The sequence below is a fragment of the Salegentibacter sp. BDJ18 genome (assembly GCF_017579965.1).
Taxonomy (GTDB): domain Bacteria; phylum Bacteroidota; class Bacteroidia; order Flavobacteriales; family Flavobacteriaceae; genus Salegentibacter.
This window is the reverse complement of the sequence record NZ_JAFLQX010000011.1, coordinates 1-15,078: the sequence shown is the minus strand read 5'-3', so window position 1 is coordinate 15,078 and position 15,078 is coordinate 1. Positions and strand designations below refer to the sequence as shown.

12 protein-coding genes and 1 tRNA gene are annotated in these 15,078 nt (G+C 37.2%); 3 read left to right on the top strand and 10 right to left on the bottom strand.

Going from position 1 to position 15,078, the window contains the following annotated elements:
* Window positions 1–48 precede the first annotated feature (48 nt).
* From J0871_RS06955 to J0871_RS06945, 3 genes are all read right to left on the bottom strand, one after another.
* A complete protein-coding gene (locus J0871_RS06955) occupies window positions 49–591 on the bottom strand; it encodes a thioredoxin fold domain-containing protein (RefSeq protein WP_208224447.1) in 543 nt (180 codons plus the stop codon).
* A gap of 110 nt (window positions 592–701) precedes the next feature.
* Entirely contained in the window at window positions 702–2,276 is a 1,575-nt protein-coding gene (locus J0871_RS06950; RefSeq protein ID WP_208224445.1) for an oligopeptide:H+ symporter, read from the bottom strand.
* A 5-nt stretch (window positions 2,277–2,281) separates the two neighbouring features.
* Window positions 2,282–4,453: a S9 family peptidase gene (locus tag J0871_RS06945; protein WP_208224443.1), complete on the bottom strand. Its 2,172-nt coding sequence runs from the start codon at window positions 4,451–4,453 to the stop codon at window positions 2,282–2,284.
* Window positions 4,454–4,633: 180 nt separating this feature from the next.
* On the opposite strand from J0871_RS06945, the gene J0871_RS06940 reads away from it, so the two are divergent.
* Both J0871_RS06940 and J0871_RS06935 read left to right on the top strand, forming a co-directional pair.
* On the top strand, window positions 4,634–5,953 hold the full coding sequence (locus J0871_RS06940; RefSeq protein WP_208224441.1) for a hydroxymethylglutaryl-CoA reductase, degradative: 1,320 nt from the start codon (window positions 4,634–4,636) through the stop codon (window positions 5,951–5,953).
* Window positions 5,950–6,867 (top strand): GYDIA family GHMP kinase, encoded by a 918-nt coding sequence (locus J0871_RS06935; protein ID WP_208224440.1) that lies wholly within the window; start codon window positions 5,950–5,952, stop codon window positions 6,865–6,867. The genes J0871_RS06940 and J0871_RS06935 overlap by 4 nt, the downstream gene beginning before the upstream one ends.
* Before the next feature lie 162 nt (window positions 6,868–7,029).
* Here the strand turns inward: J0871_RS06935 and J0871_RS06930 are convergent, their stop codons facing one another.
* The 7 genes from J0871_RS06930 to J0871_RS06900 form a co-directional block, all read right to left on the bottom strand.
* Entirely contained in the window at window positions 7,030–9,150 is a 2,121-nt protein-coding gene (locus J0871_RS06930) for a peptidylprolyl isomerase (RefSeq protein ID WP_208224437.1), read from the bottom strand.
* A 96-nt stretch (window positions 9,151–9,246) separates the two neighbouring features.
* The gene (locus tag J0871_RS06925; protein WP_208224435.1) at window positions 9,247–10,536 is read right to left on the bottom strand and encodes a hemolysin family protein; all 1,290 of its coding nucleotides are present in this window, start codon (window positions 10,534–10,536) and stop codon (window positions 9,247–9,249) included.
* The gene (locus tag J0871_RS06920; RefSeq protein WP_075325840.1) at window positions 10,536–10,733 is read right to left on the bottom strand and encodes a hypothetical protein; all 198 of its coding nucleotides are present in this window, start codon (window positions 10,731–10,733) and stop codon (window positions 10,536–10,538) included. Before J0871_RS06920 ends, J0871_RS06925 begins: the two co-directional genes overlap by 1 nt.
* Window positions 10,726–11,298 (bottom strand): LPS export ABC transporter periplasmic protein LptC, encoded by a 573-nt coding sequence (gene lptC, locus J0871_RS06915; RefSeq protein WP_075325839.1) that lies wholly within the window; start codon window positions 11,296–11,298, stop codon window positions 10,726–10,728. Before lptC ends, J0871_RS06920 begins: the two co-directional genes overlap by 8 nt.
* 1 nt (window position 11,299) lies before the next feature.
* A complete protein-coding gene (locus J0871_RS06910; RefSeq protein ID WP_075325838.1) occupies window positions 11,300–12,673 on the bottom strand; it encodes a tetratricopeptide repeat protein in 1,374 nt (457 codons plus the stop codon).
* A 21-nt stretch (window positions 12,674–12,694) separates the two neighbouring features.
* The gene (locus J0871_RS06905) at window positions 12,695–13,948 is read right to left on the bottom strand and encodes a hypothetical protein (RefSeq protein ID WP_208224433.1); all 1,254 of its coding nucleotides are present in this window, start codon (window positions 13,946–13,948) and stop codon (window positions 12,695–12,697) included.
* On the bottom strand, window positions 13,945–14,676 hold the full coding sequence (locus tag J0871_RS06900; protein WP_208224431.1) for a type III pantothenate kinase: 732 nt from the start codon (window positions 14,674–14,676) through the stop codon (window positions 13,945–13,947). The genes J0871_RS06905 and J0871_RS06900 overlap by 4 nt, the downstream gene beginning before the upstream one ends.
* A gap of 107 nt (window positions 14,677–14,783) precedes the next feature.
* On the opposite strand from J0871_RS06900, the gene J0871_RS06895 reads away from it, so the two are divergent.
* Window positions 14,784–14,856: transfer RNA gene (locus J0871_RS06895), tRNA-Phe, on the top strand.
* The last annotated feature ends 222 nt before the right edge of the window (window positions 14,857–15,078 follow it).

Sequence of the window (15,078 nt, the reverse complement as noted above, 5' to 3'; positions counted from 1 at the left end):
TTACTCGATAAGACTGAAACGCGCGGTTAGTCTCGAATCTGAAATATTTTACTCAAAAGAACCTTCAAAATTCTCCTGGTATTCTGCAAAAGCTTCTTTTGAAGTCATTTTCTTATATTCATCTTCCGCAAAGAGTTTTAAATAAAGCTCCAGCTGTTGTGGGGTTCTATAGCCTGGAATAGGAGCAATTAAATTGGCTTCTTCGTCAAAGAAAACAAGGCTTGGATAGCCGGTGATTTTTAAAGCCCTTGCCAATTGGTGCGGGGAATTTCTTCTTTGCTTCTTTTCAGGATTGTATTGCGGATTTTTAAATAGCTGTCCTTTAAAATCAATTTCCTCAGGCCCTTCAGCATTAAACTTTACCGGATAATAATTTTCATTTACAAACTCGATCACATCGTTATTGGTAAAGGTATTTTTATCTAACATTTTACAGGGGCCGCACCATACGGTATAGGCATCCATAAATATCTTTTTTGGTTCTTTTTCCTGTGCTGCCAGCGCCTCGTTCATACTCATCCAGTTAATCTCCTGAGCTTGAACACCAACTCCTATAAAAATAAAGAAAATAAAAAAAGTAAGTTTCTGCATTATTCTGAATATTTTAAACACTTGGTCGATTTACATCCTGAACCTAACAGGAAAACAAAAAACGTTCCTAAAATTAAAGAACGTTTTTTGTTTTTAATGTCATTTTAAGTTTATTTCCTATCTCTTTCGGTATCGGCAATTTCATATTGCTCCTGTTCCAGCATTTCGCGCTCTTCATCTTCTACTCCGTGCGTAAGACGTTTTAAAGGTTTTAGCATTATTAAAACGATTACGGCAAAAACAATAGTAAAAATGGTAATTCCTGAAAATATTGCAAGATCACCTGCATCTGATGCAAATTCACCTAAGATTCCTGCAAGCTTATTTCCAAGACCTGTAGCAGCAAAATAAACTCCCATCATTAAAGACGCATACTTTATTGGAGCTAGTTTTGTAATAAATGAAAGTGCTACCGGCGAAGAACTTAATTCTCCTATGGTATGGAATAAATAAGCCAAAACTAACCAGTACATTGCTGAAGATCCATTAGCTTCAAACTGAATAGAAGCTGCCGCCATAAAGACGAAACCAAGGCCCATAATAATAACTCCTATCGCCATTTTAAAAATGGATGAAGCTTCTTTATTCTTAAGCTTTCTACGTGCCCAGAAATTAGCTACAAGTACCCCAAAGGAAATTATGAAGAGTGCATTTAGCGATTGAAACCAGGAAGCGGGTACTTCATCTCCAATAAATGGAATTGCAAAAGGTAAAGACCTGTTTGTTTTGTCTAAAGCATAAATATTCATCAAACCACCGGCTTGCTCAAAAGCACCCCAAAATACAATTACGAGTATAAAAGATAATAGCATTACCACGTACCTGTCTTTCATAACCTGCGTAGTAAGATCTTTATAAACCATAAGCATCATAGCGATTACCAGGGTTAAAAAGATACAAAGCAATCCGTAAGGAACAGATTCGGCAATAAGCACGTAAATAGACCCAATCATTAAAACTGCAGAAATCACCAATTGTACTGGAGAATTAAATAAATCTCCAAAGAGTCCGGTTAAGGAAGCTCCTTCGCTACGTTCTGCTTTAGATAATAGGTTTCCTACGTTAACCAGGTATTTTTGCCCCCATAAATAAACTATAAGACCAAATGCCATTGCTATACCGGCCAGACCAAAGCCCCAGTGCCATCCTATAAATTCTCCCACTCCACCAACAATAAGGCTGGAAAGAAAAGCTCCCAGGTTAATCCCAATATAAAAAATAGTAAAACCTTTATCTCTTCTAATATCACCGGGTTTATACAAACCACCAACCATTGTAGAAATATTAGGTTTAAGCATCCCTACTCCAACAATAATTAATCCCAGACCACTATAAAAGGCCCACATTTCTTCAACCGCTAGAATTCCGTGACCTGCAACCAGGATTATTCCTCCCCAAAGCACGGTTTTTTTCTGTCCTAATAATTTATCGGCTATAATTCCACCGGGGATGGAAGCTACGTAAACGAGCATGGTATACCAGCCGTATAGTGCTAATGCTTCTCCCTGAGTCCAGCCAAGACCGGCATTGCCGTCTGTAGTGGCACTTACTAAATATAAAACCAGGATAGCACGCATTCCATAATAGGAAAAGCGTTCCCACATTTCGGTAAAAAATAAAATATAAAGTCCTACCGGATGCCCAAAAAGTTCTTTTTGAGGCGCTCTGTTTGTTACTGTTGCCATTTAGATTATAGTTTTTCTTTTATAAAATCGGTCATCATTGTGTATAGATGTAACCTTGTATTTCCGCCGTAAATTCCGTGGTTTCTATCTGGATAAATAGCCCAATCAAATTGCTTGTTTGCCTGTACTAGAGCTTCCACCATTCTCATGGTATTTTGAAGGTGTACATTATCGTCTCCCCCACCGTGAATTAAAAGATAATCTCCTTTTAATTTTTCTGCGTGGTTTATAGGTGAATTCTCATCATAACCGGAAGGGTTTTCCTGAGGCGTAGTCATATATCTTTCGGTATAGATGGTATCGTAAAATCTCCAGCTAATTACCGGCGCCACGGCTATTGCCATAGAGAAAGTGTCATTTCCTTTTAAAATGGCGTTAGAAGACATAAAACCACCGTAGCTCCATCCCCAAATTCCAATTCGGTTTTCATCTATATAATCTCGTGCGCCAAGTTTTTGGGCAGCCGCAATTTGATCTTCAACTTCATATTTACCCAATTCATTTTGAGTAACCTTTTTAAAGTCTGCACCTTTAAATCCTGTACCACGTCCATCTACGGTTGCTATAATATAACCCTCGTTAGCGAGCAGCTGATACCAGTAATCGTTGGTGCCGAAGTAAGAGTTTGAAACCGACTGTGAACCTGGCCCTGAATATTGAAACATTAATAATGGATATTCTTTATTCTCGTCAAAATCATTTGGCTTAATCATCCACATATTAAGCTTGTTACCGTTCACTTCAATAGTGCTTAGTTCTTTTGGAGCGAAATTATAAGCCGCTTCTTTTTCCAGTAAAGCCGAATTATCCTTAATCTTTCTTACCAGTTTACCGTTTTTCGCATTATGTAAGGTGAACTCATAAGGTGTTTCTGTGCTTGTGTAAGAATTGATGAAATAGGTATAGTCTGCGCTAAAATCGGCGCTATTCATCCCCTCTTTTTTAGTTAAACGGGTTTTGTTTTTACCGTTAATCTTTATAGAATATACATCGCGGTTTACGCTTCCGTTTTCTGTAGATTGATAGAAGATCTTTTTAGAGTCTTTATCGTAGCCATAATAATCAGTTACTTCCCAGTTTCCTTCGGTAACCTGTTTTTCCAGTTCGCCATCTTCATCATAAAGATAAATATGGTTCCAACCGTCCTTTTCGCTAGTCCAAATAAAACTGTTGTCTTCAAGAAAAGTAAGGTTGTTTGTGATATCTATATAAGCTTCATCAGTCTCATTCATTACCACTTCAGCTTCGTTATCTTCAGCATCTACGAAAATAAGATCCAAATTGTTCTGGTGCCTGTTTAAAACCTGTACGCTTAAAATCTCAGGATCCTGGGTCCATTTAATTCTTGGAATATAAAAATCTTCATATCCTCCAAGCTCAACTTTTTCACTTTCTTTATCAGCTAACTCATAAGTATAAAGAGAAACTTCAGAATTTGTTTCTCCGGCTTTAGGATATTTAAAAGCCTGCTGACTTGGATAAAGATCCTGCCCAAACATATCCATTGAAAATTCAGGAACTTCAGTTTCATCAAACTTAAGGTAAGCTAAATGAGTTCCGGTTTTATTCCAATCGAAAGCTCTTACAAAAGCAAATTCCTCTTCATAAACCCAATCGGTAACTCCATTTATCAGCTTGTTTTTCTCACCATCTGTAGTCACCTGAGTTTCTTCGCCCGTAGCGATATCGTAAGTGTAAATATTATTTTCAAAAACGTAAGCTACTTTAGAAGCATCTGGAGAGAAAGTTGGCTCCTGAACTTTATTGTCGCTTAACTTGGTAAGCGTTTTATCTTCTACATCGTAGATATAATAAATTCCGCGGGAAGAACGGCGATAAATTTGCTCCAACTCGGTAGAAAGCAAAATCTTATCTTCATTTTCACTAAGCTCAAATCCCTGGAAACCTGAAATTTCACTAAGATCTTTACTATTTAAGAGGCTTCTAACTTTCTCGCCACTTTTATAAGAATACACATCTATGCTCGTAGTATTTGCCTCGCGATCGCGATTTAAAACCAGGTATTCTTTACCATTATCTAAAGATTGTAGGGATTGTAAACGTTCCTGTCTAAAGGTGCCGTCGTAGATTTCTTCGAGGCTAATTTCCTTATCCTGCGCGTAAATTGTTGAGGTTGCCGCTATTAACAACCCAACCAGTATTTTGGAGAACTTCATAAAATTTATAGAATGAATTTTGATTGCCAAGTTTACTAAATTTTCAGCAAAAAAAGTAGGATTTGAGTGTTAAATACTAAGGATTTGTTAAAGAAATATTCCGCTGTGTTTTCTAAAAACCTAAAGTCCGCTTCCCTTAAATAACAATTGTATCTTTGCGCTCTATAAATTAGCTTGAAAATGATAAAACCTATCAGCGGATTTTCCAAACTTACGAAGAAGGAAAAAATAGACTGGTTGGCTGAAACCTACCTGAAAGACCGCCCCGAAGATGTTGCTATACTTAGACAATACTGGAACGAAGATTCCAGGTTACAACAACTTCACGACGAATTTACCGAAAATACCCTTTCAAACTTCTACCTGCCTTTTGGTCTGGCGCCGAATTTCCTGATTAACGGAGACTTGCTCGCAATTCCTATGGCCATTGAAGAAAGCTCGGTAATCGCAGCTGCGAGTAAAGCCGCTAAATTCTGGAGAACCCGAGGCGGATTTAAAGCTGAAGTAATAGATACCAAAAAAATAGGCCAGGTTCATTTTAATTTCTTTGGAAATAAGGAGAAACTAAAACAGTTCTTTGAAGCCACCAAACCTAAACTTTTGGAAGCGGTAAGACCTATTACCCGTAATATGGAAAAACGCGGTGGCGGGGTTTTAGATATAAAACTGAAAGATAAAACTGCTGAAATCGCTAATTATTATCAGCTGCATTGCGAGTTTGAAACTAAAGATTCCATGGGAGCGAATTTTATAAATTCCTGCCTGGAAAAATTCGCAGAAGTTTTTGAAAATGAAGCTCAGCAATATGCCGATTTTTCTTCGGAAGAAAGGAATATTGAAATTATAATGAGCATTCTTTCTAACTATGTGCCAGAATGTTTAGTGAGAGCTGAAGTTTCCTGCCCGGTAGAAGAGCTCAATGAAAACAAAGATTTAAACGCTGAAGATTTCGCAAAGAAATTTATACAGGCCGTGAATATTGCCGAAGTAGAACCTTATCGTGCCGTGACCCATAATAAAGGAATTATGAATGGGATTGATGCTGTAGTTTTGGCTACCGGAAACGATTTTAGAGCTGTAGAAGCCGGTATTCATGCTTATGCCTCACGTAAAGGAAAGTACTCAAGTTTAACTCACGCCAGTATTGAAAATGGTATTTTTAAATTCTGGATTGAAATTCCTTTAGCACTTGGAACTGTTGGGGGATTAACAAGTTTGCATCCTTTAGTAAAACTTGCTTTAGATATTTTACAGCAGCCTACCGCCCGGGAATTAATGAAAGTTGTAGCCGTTGCCGGCCTGGCACAAAACTTTGCGGCAATTAATTCTCTTACTACCACGGGGATTCAGCAAGGCCATATGAAAATGCATTTAATGAATATTTTAAATCAACATAAAGCTACTGAAGCCGAGAAGAAAATCCTTATTCAATACTTTACTAATAATACGGTGACCCACAGCAGCGCGGTAGAAGAATTAAAAAAATTACGCAATTCATGAAAGAGTTTTACAGTAACGGAAAACTTTTAATCACAGGAGAATATGCTGTTTTGGACGGCGCAAAAGCACTGGCCATACCCACAAAATTTGGTCAGTCGCTGGAAGTAAAAACTTCTGAAGGAAAGAATATTGAATGGAATAGTTTTGATGAAAACGAGAAACTGTGGTTTCAGGGCGAGTTTGGTTTAAAGAATAGAGAAATTGAAATACTTCAGGGCGAAGAAAATATCGGAAAGAAACTTGTACAAATACTGAATGTTGCACACCAATTAAACCCTAAAATATTTTCAGAAGAAAAAATGGGAATTGAGATTACCACCCGATTGAACTTTAATAGAAACTGGGGTTTAGGGACGTCCTCAACTTTAATCAATAATATTGCCGACTGGTTTGAAATTGACGCCTACAAGCTGCTTAAAAACACTTTTGGAGGCAGTGGTTATGATCTCGCTGCGGCGCAAAACAGTCAACCGGTAACTTATCAAATTACTGAAAATGGCCCTTCGGCTTTAAAGGCTAATTTTTATCCTGAATTTGCAGAAAATATCTTTTTTGTTTACTTGAATGAGAAAAAAAATAGCCGCGATGCTATTGAACATTATAAAGCGCTACCCGAAGAAAATAAAACCGGACTTACAGAAAAAATTTCCTCGCTTACCGAACAATTTATAAACTGTAGCAGTCTCATCGAATTTGAGCTTTTAATTAATATTCACGAGACTTTACTTTCCAAAGCTTTGCAAACTCCAAAAGTAAAACAGGAGCGCTTTCCAGATTTCCCGGGAGCAATAAAAAGTCTTGGCGGTTGGGGCGGCGACTTTGTAATGGCTACCGGTGAAAGAGAAGAAGTTTTTAAATATTTCAGCCATAAAGGTTTCTCTACTATTTTCGCTTTTGAAGATATTATTCTGTAAAACCGGTTCTTAAGAGCTTAGACCCTGAAACAAGTTCAGAGTGACGATGCTTGAACGAAACCTCCCACCGTCATGCTGACCTTGTTTCAGCATCTAAATTGTTTGGAAACAAAAAAGCCCCGGTAAAATTTACCGGGGCTTTATATTTAATGGCTTATTCTACTAATAGAACCTAGCCCTATTGTCTTCAATATCTGCTTTTTTACGCAAGGCTTCAAAAAGTCTTTGGGAAGCGTTTTGCCTTCTGCTGGTAGTTTCCTGTTCGGCAATTCCGCGGTAAGAATTCATAGCAGGAGCTTCATTTTTACTTTCAAGCTCTACTACATAAACTCCTTTTTCTCCGGCAATTGGGTTACTTACAGATCCAGGCTCTAAAGCGAAAACCGAACCTACAACTTCAGGCTCTCTTCCTGCTCCCGGTAAAGTTGGGCTTGAAAGGTTTACAGCATTGGCTGTTTGTACCATAGTATTGTTGGCAGAAGCAATTTCCTGAAGATCCTTGCTATTAATTTTCTCTTTAAGGATTTCAGCTTTCTTTTGCTTGGTAAGAATAGGAATTACTTTAGATGAAGCGTTTTCAGCCGTCATCAATCCTTCTTTATTCTTAGCTGTTAATTGAGCAACAACGTATCCTGAAGGAATATCAAAACGTCTTATGTCTCCAACGCTTGCGTCCTCTTCAAAAGCCCATTGCACAATTCTTCTCTGGTTTCCTACTCCGGGAATGTTCTCATCCAGGGCTTTCACATTATTAACGGTTCTTACGTTATAATTGCCCTCTTTAGCAACTTCTGTGAAATCTCCTTCACCTGCCGCAATTTCAAACTTAGTAGTTTCGTTGAACAGGTTGTTTCTGGAACGTTCTGAAGCCTCTAACTCTCTCGCAATAGTCGCAATTTTTACTGCTTTTTCTCTTTCAGTTTGCTCTTCAATATGAATAACGTGGTAACCAAAATCGGTTTCTACAACACCAACATCTCCGGCATTATTTTCAAATACATAGCTGTCAAATTCTGGCACCATAGTTCCAGGACCAAAATATCCAAGGTCTCCCCCATCCTGGTTGTTAGAACGGTCTGAAGAGAATTCAGCAGCCAGATCAGCAAATTTTTCTTTGTTTCCTCTTATCACATTTACAAGACTATCGGCCAAAGCTTCAGCTTCTTCTTTACTCCTTGTAACATCTGGAGCAAATTGTTGTCCCTGGTACGCTACAAGAATATGACTTGCTTTTGTTGAATCTGGAATTTGCTTAGTTCCAACTAATTTTGAGATTTTGAAATATCCATTATGCTGGTATGGTCCAAAAGTTTCTCCTTGTTCTAAATTAAAAAGCTCATCGGCAAATTCTGAAGGTAATTCGTTTTTAAACATAAACCTGTTCTCGTAAGGAAGATCTGAATTTGATTCTACGAAATCTTCGTAATCCTGAGTATTATTGAAACCTGGAAGTGTATCGTTACTGCTGGTTACCGCATTATATTCTACACGGCTGTCCAGTAAAGAAGTTAAAGCATCTTCAGCTTCCTGCACATCTTCATTTGAAGCTTTTTCTTCAAAATAAACATATCTAATATTTCTTGAAGCTTCGGTTTCAAATTGTGACGGATTTTCTTTTATATAATTTCTAATTTCATCTTTATTTACCTCAACTTCCTCATCTGGAATAGAAGAATAAGGCAATTGTACAAAGCGAAGGTCTACGCTGTTATTCTCAAATCGATAAGCTTGCTCGGCCTCGGTAAGTGTTGCACCAATTCCTGCAGTTACCATAGAGAAATACATATTCTGGCGGGCCATATCGCCCATATTGCTCTCCATTTGCAACCACTGCTCGTAAGCTTGAGGCTGGGTAGATCTAATGCTGGCAATATATTCACGTACACGGTTCTCATCAAACATCCCGGCTTCGTTTCTAAAAGCAGGATTATTCCCCATTTGCATACGCATTACTTCTCTAATTTGAGCTTTACCGGCTCTTATACCAAGCTTTTCCATTTCTTCTTTAAGAATGGTTTCACGAAGGGTTTGTTCCCAAACCTGGTTTACTGCCTGGGCAGTGCTAGCATTGGAGCCCATGTTACGCTGGTAAGCTTCTACCTGCCGGGCAAAATCTTCCCTACTCACCTCTTCATCATTAATAGTTGCGATGGTATTCTGGTCTTTTTGCGAAGAAAAACCGCCGTTACGAATCACATCTGCAAGCACAAAAGAAAAAAGTGCCAATGCAATGATGATGATTAAGAAAACAGAACGTTGTCTGATTTTATTTAATACTGCCATTTGTAGTTGTTATTTTATCGAAATATAGTGGGCGAAAATAATGTTTTTAACCTAATTATAAAACTTATAATTAGCAAAATATTAACTAATCGCTAATTAATCTGCGGGTTTTATTTTTAACTCTACCAATTCTATTTTGGTATTGGAAACTTCCAGGATTTTAAATGAAAAATTATCTACCTCTAATTCTTCGTTTTGCTGCGGAATTTCCTCGGTGTGATTCACAATATATCCTCCAAGGGTTTCATAATTTTCTCCTTCAGGAATACTGAATTTATAGTTCTCGTTTAGATAATCTACTTCTAAACGGGCTGAAAATTTATAATGATTTTCTCCTAAATCTTCTTCGGTAAGTACAACGGGATCGTGCTCGTCTTCAATTTCACCAAAAAGTTCTTCTACTATATCTTCTACAGTAATCATCCCACTTGTACCACCGTACTCATCTATAACCACGGCTATACTTTTTCGTTTTTTAGTAAGATTATTTAATACATCTTTTACCCACATGGTTTCGGGCACAAAAACCACCGGTAACAATATAGATTTTATAGATTCGGGCTTTTTAAAAAGTTCGAAGGAGTGAACATACCCAATTACATCGTCTATGGTTTCGTTATAAATTAGAAGCTTGGAAAGCCCGGTTTCGGTAAAAGTATTTACAAGATCTTTTGGCGCCTGGTGTTGATCTACCGCAATGATTTCGGTTCTTGGTACCATCACTTCCCGCGCTCTAATATCTGAAAACTGAAGTGCATTTTGAAAGATCTGAATTTCAGAATCTACTTCATCATCATCTTCTACGGTTTCCATTTGCTCGTTGATGAAATTTCCCAGCTCAACTTTGCTAAAAGCGAGTTGTACCTCATCTCCTTCAGTTTTAAAAAATCTTTTCAGAATAACATCAGAAATCCATATTACAAAAGAGGAAATAAAGCTAAAAACCAGGTAAAAAATATAAGCCGGCACTGCAAAAAACTTCAACATGGAATTCGCATAGATTTGAAAAAACACCTTTGGAAGAAACTCGGCAGTAAGCAAAATTACCAACGTAGAAATTACGGTTTGGGTAAATAAGTTGAGATCTACGATAAAATATTCCAGAAAGGCGTTATTTACAGGTTGAAGCCCTTCAAGCCAAAGCATAAGTAGATCTCCCATAAAAAAACCGTACACCACCAGGGCAATATTATTCCCTACCAGCATGGTAGCGATAAATTTTGAAGGTTTTTTGGTCAATCTTTTTAGAATGGTCGCCAGAAAATCGTTTTGGCGCTTTTCTATTTCTATATAGATTTTATTTGAAGAAATATAAGCGATTTCCATCCCGGAAAAGAAAGCAGATAAAATTAAGGAAAGGACAATGATAAGAATTTCAACTTCCATTATTCCTGCTTGTTACGCTCTTCTATTTTTCGTCTAAATCTTCTTTTAAAGAAGAACATAAAGATAGATATTACCACGAAAAAGATGAATAAATATGCCCTGCTACGCTCGGTATTCCAAATGCGAATACTCTCGTACAGAAAGAAAACCGCTATAAACAAATAAGCGTATTCAAAGTATTTAAAATATTTACTCATCTGATTTATTGTCTTTTATAATTTGCACTCCCACATTGGTTCTGGAGCGAAAATTACCGAAATTTTGATTAGCATCAAAACCTTCCCCTTCGTTAAGTGCTCCATTTGGAAATTTAATGGTATTAGGTTTATCGGTAAAAATCCAGTTAATATTTTGATCCCAAAACAACTGTGAAGCTTCCAGCCGCATACTATCGGCTGTAAATATCACCACATTTCCCTGTAAATCTATAAGGTTGGTACCATCGTAAATAATTCCGTAGTCTGAAGTAACCGTACTTTTCTCGTTATTTTCGTCAAAAATCTCCAGTTCCAAACCTTCGGGAAATTCGCGGTAAGGAAATTCTTTATTTGTGAAATCCATCATTCTGGGGCTTTTTAAATTAGCCACCATCCTACCAGAATCGGTATATTTTAGATTAATACCTTCGGCAATAGCTTGCGGGGCATCACCCTCAATTTCCAGGGCCCTAATCTCATTAAGATTACCCTGGCATGAAAAAAGCATTGTCACGCCGGTTAGCGTGACAATGCCTGTTATTATTTCCTTATATGTTAACCTCATATTACATTTGTGGGATACGCACGGTTTCCCCAATCCAACATCCTATTTGTATTGCTTCACCCGCACTTCTTCCGCCTTGAAATACATCAGATTTTTGAGGTGCTCTACCTCTGTAAGCAGTGGCAGTTTGATTTGCATTAGATGCAATAGAAGGGTCTACCCTTGCAGCTCTGGCAGCATAATCTGCAGCCAACCAGTAAACAGCTCTTTTATCAAAAGTAGTTTCACCACAATTGTTAGCACTTTGAGCAATCATATTCGAAATTTGTAAATATGCATTACCTAAAGATGGCTTGGCCTCCAGTGCTTTTCTATAGTAATTTCTGGCTTGAGAAAAGCTACCTCTTTCTTTATAGTTAGTAGCAATTCTATAGTAAATTCTAGCCTGGTCGTTAGGATCTTCTTCTAATTCTGCAGCTTCGTTATAGTACTCTAAAGCTTTAGCTCTATCGCCATCGGCTTCAGCTAACTGACCTAGAGAGTAAGCAGAATTTGCAGAAGGCTCTAACTGGTGTAATGCTTCAGAAACCTGGAAGAATAATGGATCTTCAGTACAATCTTTAGCAGATAATCTCGCGTTAGCATTCTGTAACCAGGAAACATCAGACTTCTTAGCTTCAAAATCTTTCTTATAAAGAGGAATCAAATTATCACAATCTGCTCTAGCACCTAATTTAGCATTAATACTTCCTTTTACAAGGTTGTAGTTTTTAAGGTTAATTTCAGCATATTCAATTTGCTTTTTCTCTTTTGAAGTAAGTTCTTCACCTTCCTCCTGCTTTTTTAATAAAGGAGCTAATCTTTCTGCAGCATCATTTTCTTCTTCTTCAATTTTCTCCATTACTTTATCGTAATTATCAAAAACATCCTGAAGTTCTCTATCTCCTGCATCTTGCATTTCTACCATTAGATCAAAATAAGCATACAAACCTTTTGGGCTGGTAAAGTTCTCACGATCTTCGGTATACACTTTATCAAAAGCGTTATATAATTCTTCTTTAGTACCTATTTTATTGTCATATCTTAACTGAGCAATATCAGAATAGATTTTTCCTTTAGAAGTTTTATTAGGAAACAATTCCAAACGTTCTTCCCAAAGGCTAATAAGCTCTTCTATATACTGTTCTTTTTCGGCACCTTCAGCGTTCTCAATTTTATAGTTAAGAGCACGTTCACCATATTGAAAAGTAGCCAAACTATATTTTGGACACTCTTCTCTCACTTTCATTAAAGGTTCGTAAGCGGCCTCATAATTCTTGGCTTTGGCATCGTCATAAGCCAGGGCAGCCATTGTTGCACAATCATTAGACTGTGCGCTTAGAACACTTGAACCTAAAACGGCTCCCGTAATTAATGCTATAAATCTCGCTTTCATTTTCTTGTTTTATTATTGTGGTTAATTAAATTTTCTTCTTTCAAACCATCTCCTGGCTTCGGTAAGGGAAAGCCCTACTGAAAGCCTAAAGAAATCTTCCTGAATTAAACCTGAATCTGTGGTACCGCGCTGTCCATATTCAAATCCAAGGTTTATATTAGAAAATCCTGGTCCTACAGGTAGTCCAACTCCAAAAGTGATGCCAAACTCATTAATGTCCTGGTTATTGATATTTAAACCTGTTTCTTCAAACCTGAATCCTGCACGGTATACAATACGATTAAAATAGTTGGTGATTGAATTATATTGTGGAATAAAATACCCACCAAACTTATACTGGGCCGCATTTGCAAAATTTGCATTTGCACCGCCAGCACCGTTTACACTTAAAAATGAATTATCATCTGTACTTACATATTCCCCACCAAAAAACCATTTATTGGGCCTTCCCAATCCTAAACCAATTGTGTATTTAGCGGGCAGGGTTAACTCTGAGTCTGCTACATTTAGATCGCGTTCCTCTACTACAGACTCTCCCCCGTTTGGCGAAAAAGCAATAGTGGCTAATTGCCTGGAATTTTCAGCATCTATAGTTGTAGTTGGTGAATACGTTGCCGCTGCGTGCAGTTTAAGTCCGTTTTTTAATCGCTTTTGAAAATCGGCACCAAAATTATAGCTAAAACCCAGTAAATCTGACCTGCTTACATCACGAGAACCTAATTGAACCTCATCTCTAATAAGCGTTCTACGATTTTGAAGGTTTCCGAAGTTATAATTAACATCTACCCCAAGGCTTAAAGAAGGAATTACCTGATATCCTGCCGAAAGAAAAACTTTATTCATCCCGCCACGACCTTCCAGCCTGCTAGCCACATCTTCCCGAATATCCAGAATTTGATATCCTACAGAGGTATAAGGTAAAACGCCAAAAGCAAAACCTAAATTTCCTCCCACCGGTATACCAATTGCTAAATAATCTAAAGAAGAAACTTTTGCCTTATCTTCTGCAGAATCTGAGTTTAAGGTTAATTGCTCATGGGAACCTCCCAGGGCGTAAGTTGTTCTTCTTAATCTACCATAGCCTGCAGGGTTTCTAAGGTTAAGGTGAATACTATCTGAAAACATACTTAAGCCACCCATAGATCTGTTTTCTACAGTTCCTTTAAAAGTGTTAAGGCCAATTCCGTAGTAAGAATAGGGTGAAGATACATTCTCCTGTGCTGTAGCAACAACTGTAAAAAAAACAGCTACGATTACTATAAATCGTTTAATCATTGAGTCTTGTTAAATTCTAAAATGTAGTTTAATCCCTCTAAAAGAAAATTCGGGTTGGCAAATATGCCATTTTTTACCCGCTTTGACAAAATTTGACTATCCCCTCCTGTTAAAATAATTGTTAAATATTTATAATCAGCCTTGTAGCGATCAATTATTCCATCAAGCTCGGCTGCTACACCGTTTAATACTCCAGATAGAATACTATTTTTAGTAGAATCACCAATTAATGCAATATTTTCTTCCAATTTAACTAACGGAAGTTTGGCGGTAAAATTATGAAGTGCTTTTAGTCGCATTTGTAAACCCGGCGAAATAGCGCCACCTAAATATTCATTTTTATCGTTTTTAAAATCAAAAGTAATACAGGTGCCCGCATCTATAACTAGTAGGTTTTTGTTTTGATATTTTAAAGAACCGGCTGCCACAAGTGCTAAACGGTCTTTTCCTAAAGTTTGAGGAGAGGCATAATTATTTTTAAACGGAAGCCTTGTATTTTCTCCCAGCACAAAAAGTTTAGTCTCTCTTTTCAGTATTTTTTCGATCTCAAAAGTATCTTTTATCACTGAAGAAAGCATTGAAAAACCTATTTGCGGGTAGTCTTTTTTAATTTTCTGAAAATTTTCTGAAAAATTTTCAAATGGAAACACATAAGACCTCAAAATTTTAGCATCCTGAAATACAGCACTTTTTACGGCAGAATTACCAATATCAATAATTAAATTCATAGGAATTAGTTGTGCCGGCTAAATTACAAAAGCATTTTTTTAAATTTTCCTTTGTGAGATTATAAAAATGAATATATATTTGCACCCGCTTACAACAATAAGCAACTGGTGCCTTAGCTCAGTTGGTAGAGCAAAGGACTGAAAATCCTTGTGTCCCTGGTTCGATTCCTGGAGGCACCACCTTTAAAAACGAAAACCCTTGATAATCAAATAGATAATCAGGGGTTTTTTATTTCCCTGTGTTTTTTACTGTGTCTTTTCAGTGCATTAAAAAAGGATCAAGCCTAATTGTTGTGTTTAAGCAAAAATTGTGGTTAATCTATATAAGAAGAATTCTACATTTTTCACTCCTCTAAACTGAGCCCTAAAGGCTTTTATCTTTGCATTAAAGGATTCTGCTGA

Coding starts and splice junctions, on each gene's coding strand:
- J0871_RS06930 (WP_208224437.1), bottom strand. CDS start 9,150: ATGGCAGTATTAAATAAAATCAGACAACGTTCTGTTTTCTTAATCATC.
- J0871_RS06955 (WP_208224447.1), bottom strand. CDS start 591: ATGCAGAAACTTACTTTTTTTATTTTCTTTATTTTTATAGGAGTTGGT.
- J0871_RS06920 (WP_075325840.1), bottom strand. CDS start 10,733: ATGAGTAAATATTTTAAATACTTTGAATACGCTTATTTGTTTATAGCG.
- J0871_RS06905 (WP_208224433.1), bottom strand. CDS start 13,948: ATGATTAAACGATTTATAGTAATCGTAGCTGTTTTTTTTACAGTTGTT.
- J0871_RS06940 (WP_208224441.1), top strand. CDS start 4,634: ATGATAAAACCTATCAGCGGATTTTCCAAACTTACGAAGAAGGAAAAA.
- J0871_RS06950 (WP_208224445.1), bottom strand. CDS start 2,276: ATGGCAACAGTAACAAACAGAGCGCCTCAAAAAGAACTTTTTGGGCAT.
- J0871_RS06925 (WP_208224435.1), bottom strand. CDS start 10,536: ATGGAAGTTGAAATTCTTATCATTGTCCTTTCCTTAATTTTATCTGCT.
- lptC (WP_075325839.1), bottom strand. CDS start 11,298: ATGAGGTTAACATATAAGGAAATAATAACAGGCATTGTCACGCTAACC.
- J0871_RS06910 (WP_075325838.1), bottom strand. CDS start 12,673: ATGAAAGCGAGATTTATAGCATTAATTACGGGAGCCGTTTTAGGTTCA.
- J0871_RS06945 (WP_208224443.1), bottom strand. CDS start 4,453: ATGAAGTTCTCCAAAATACTGGTTGGGTTGTTAATAGCGGCAACCTCA.
- J0871_RS06935 (WP_208224440.1), top strand. CDS start 5,950: ATGAAAGAGTTTTACAGTAACGGAAAACTTTTAATCACAGGAGAATAT.
- J0871_RS06900 (WP_208224431.1), bottom strand. CDS start 14,676: ATGAATTTAATTATTGATATTGGTAATTCTGCCGTAAAAAGTGCTGTA.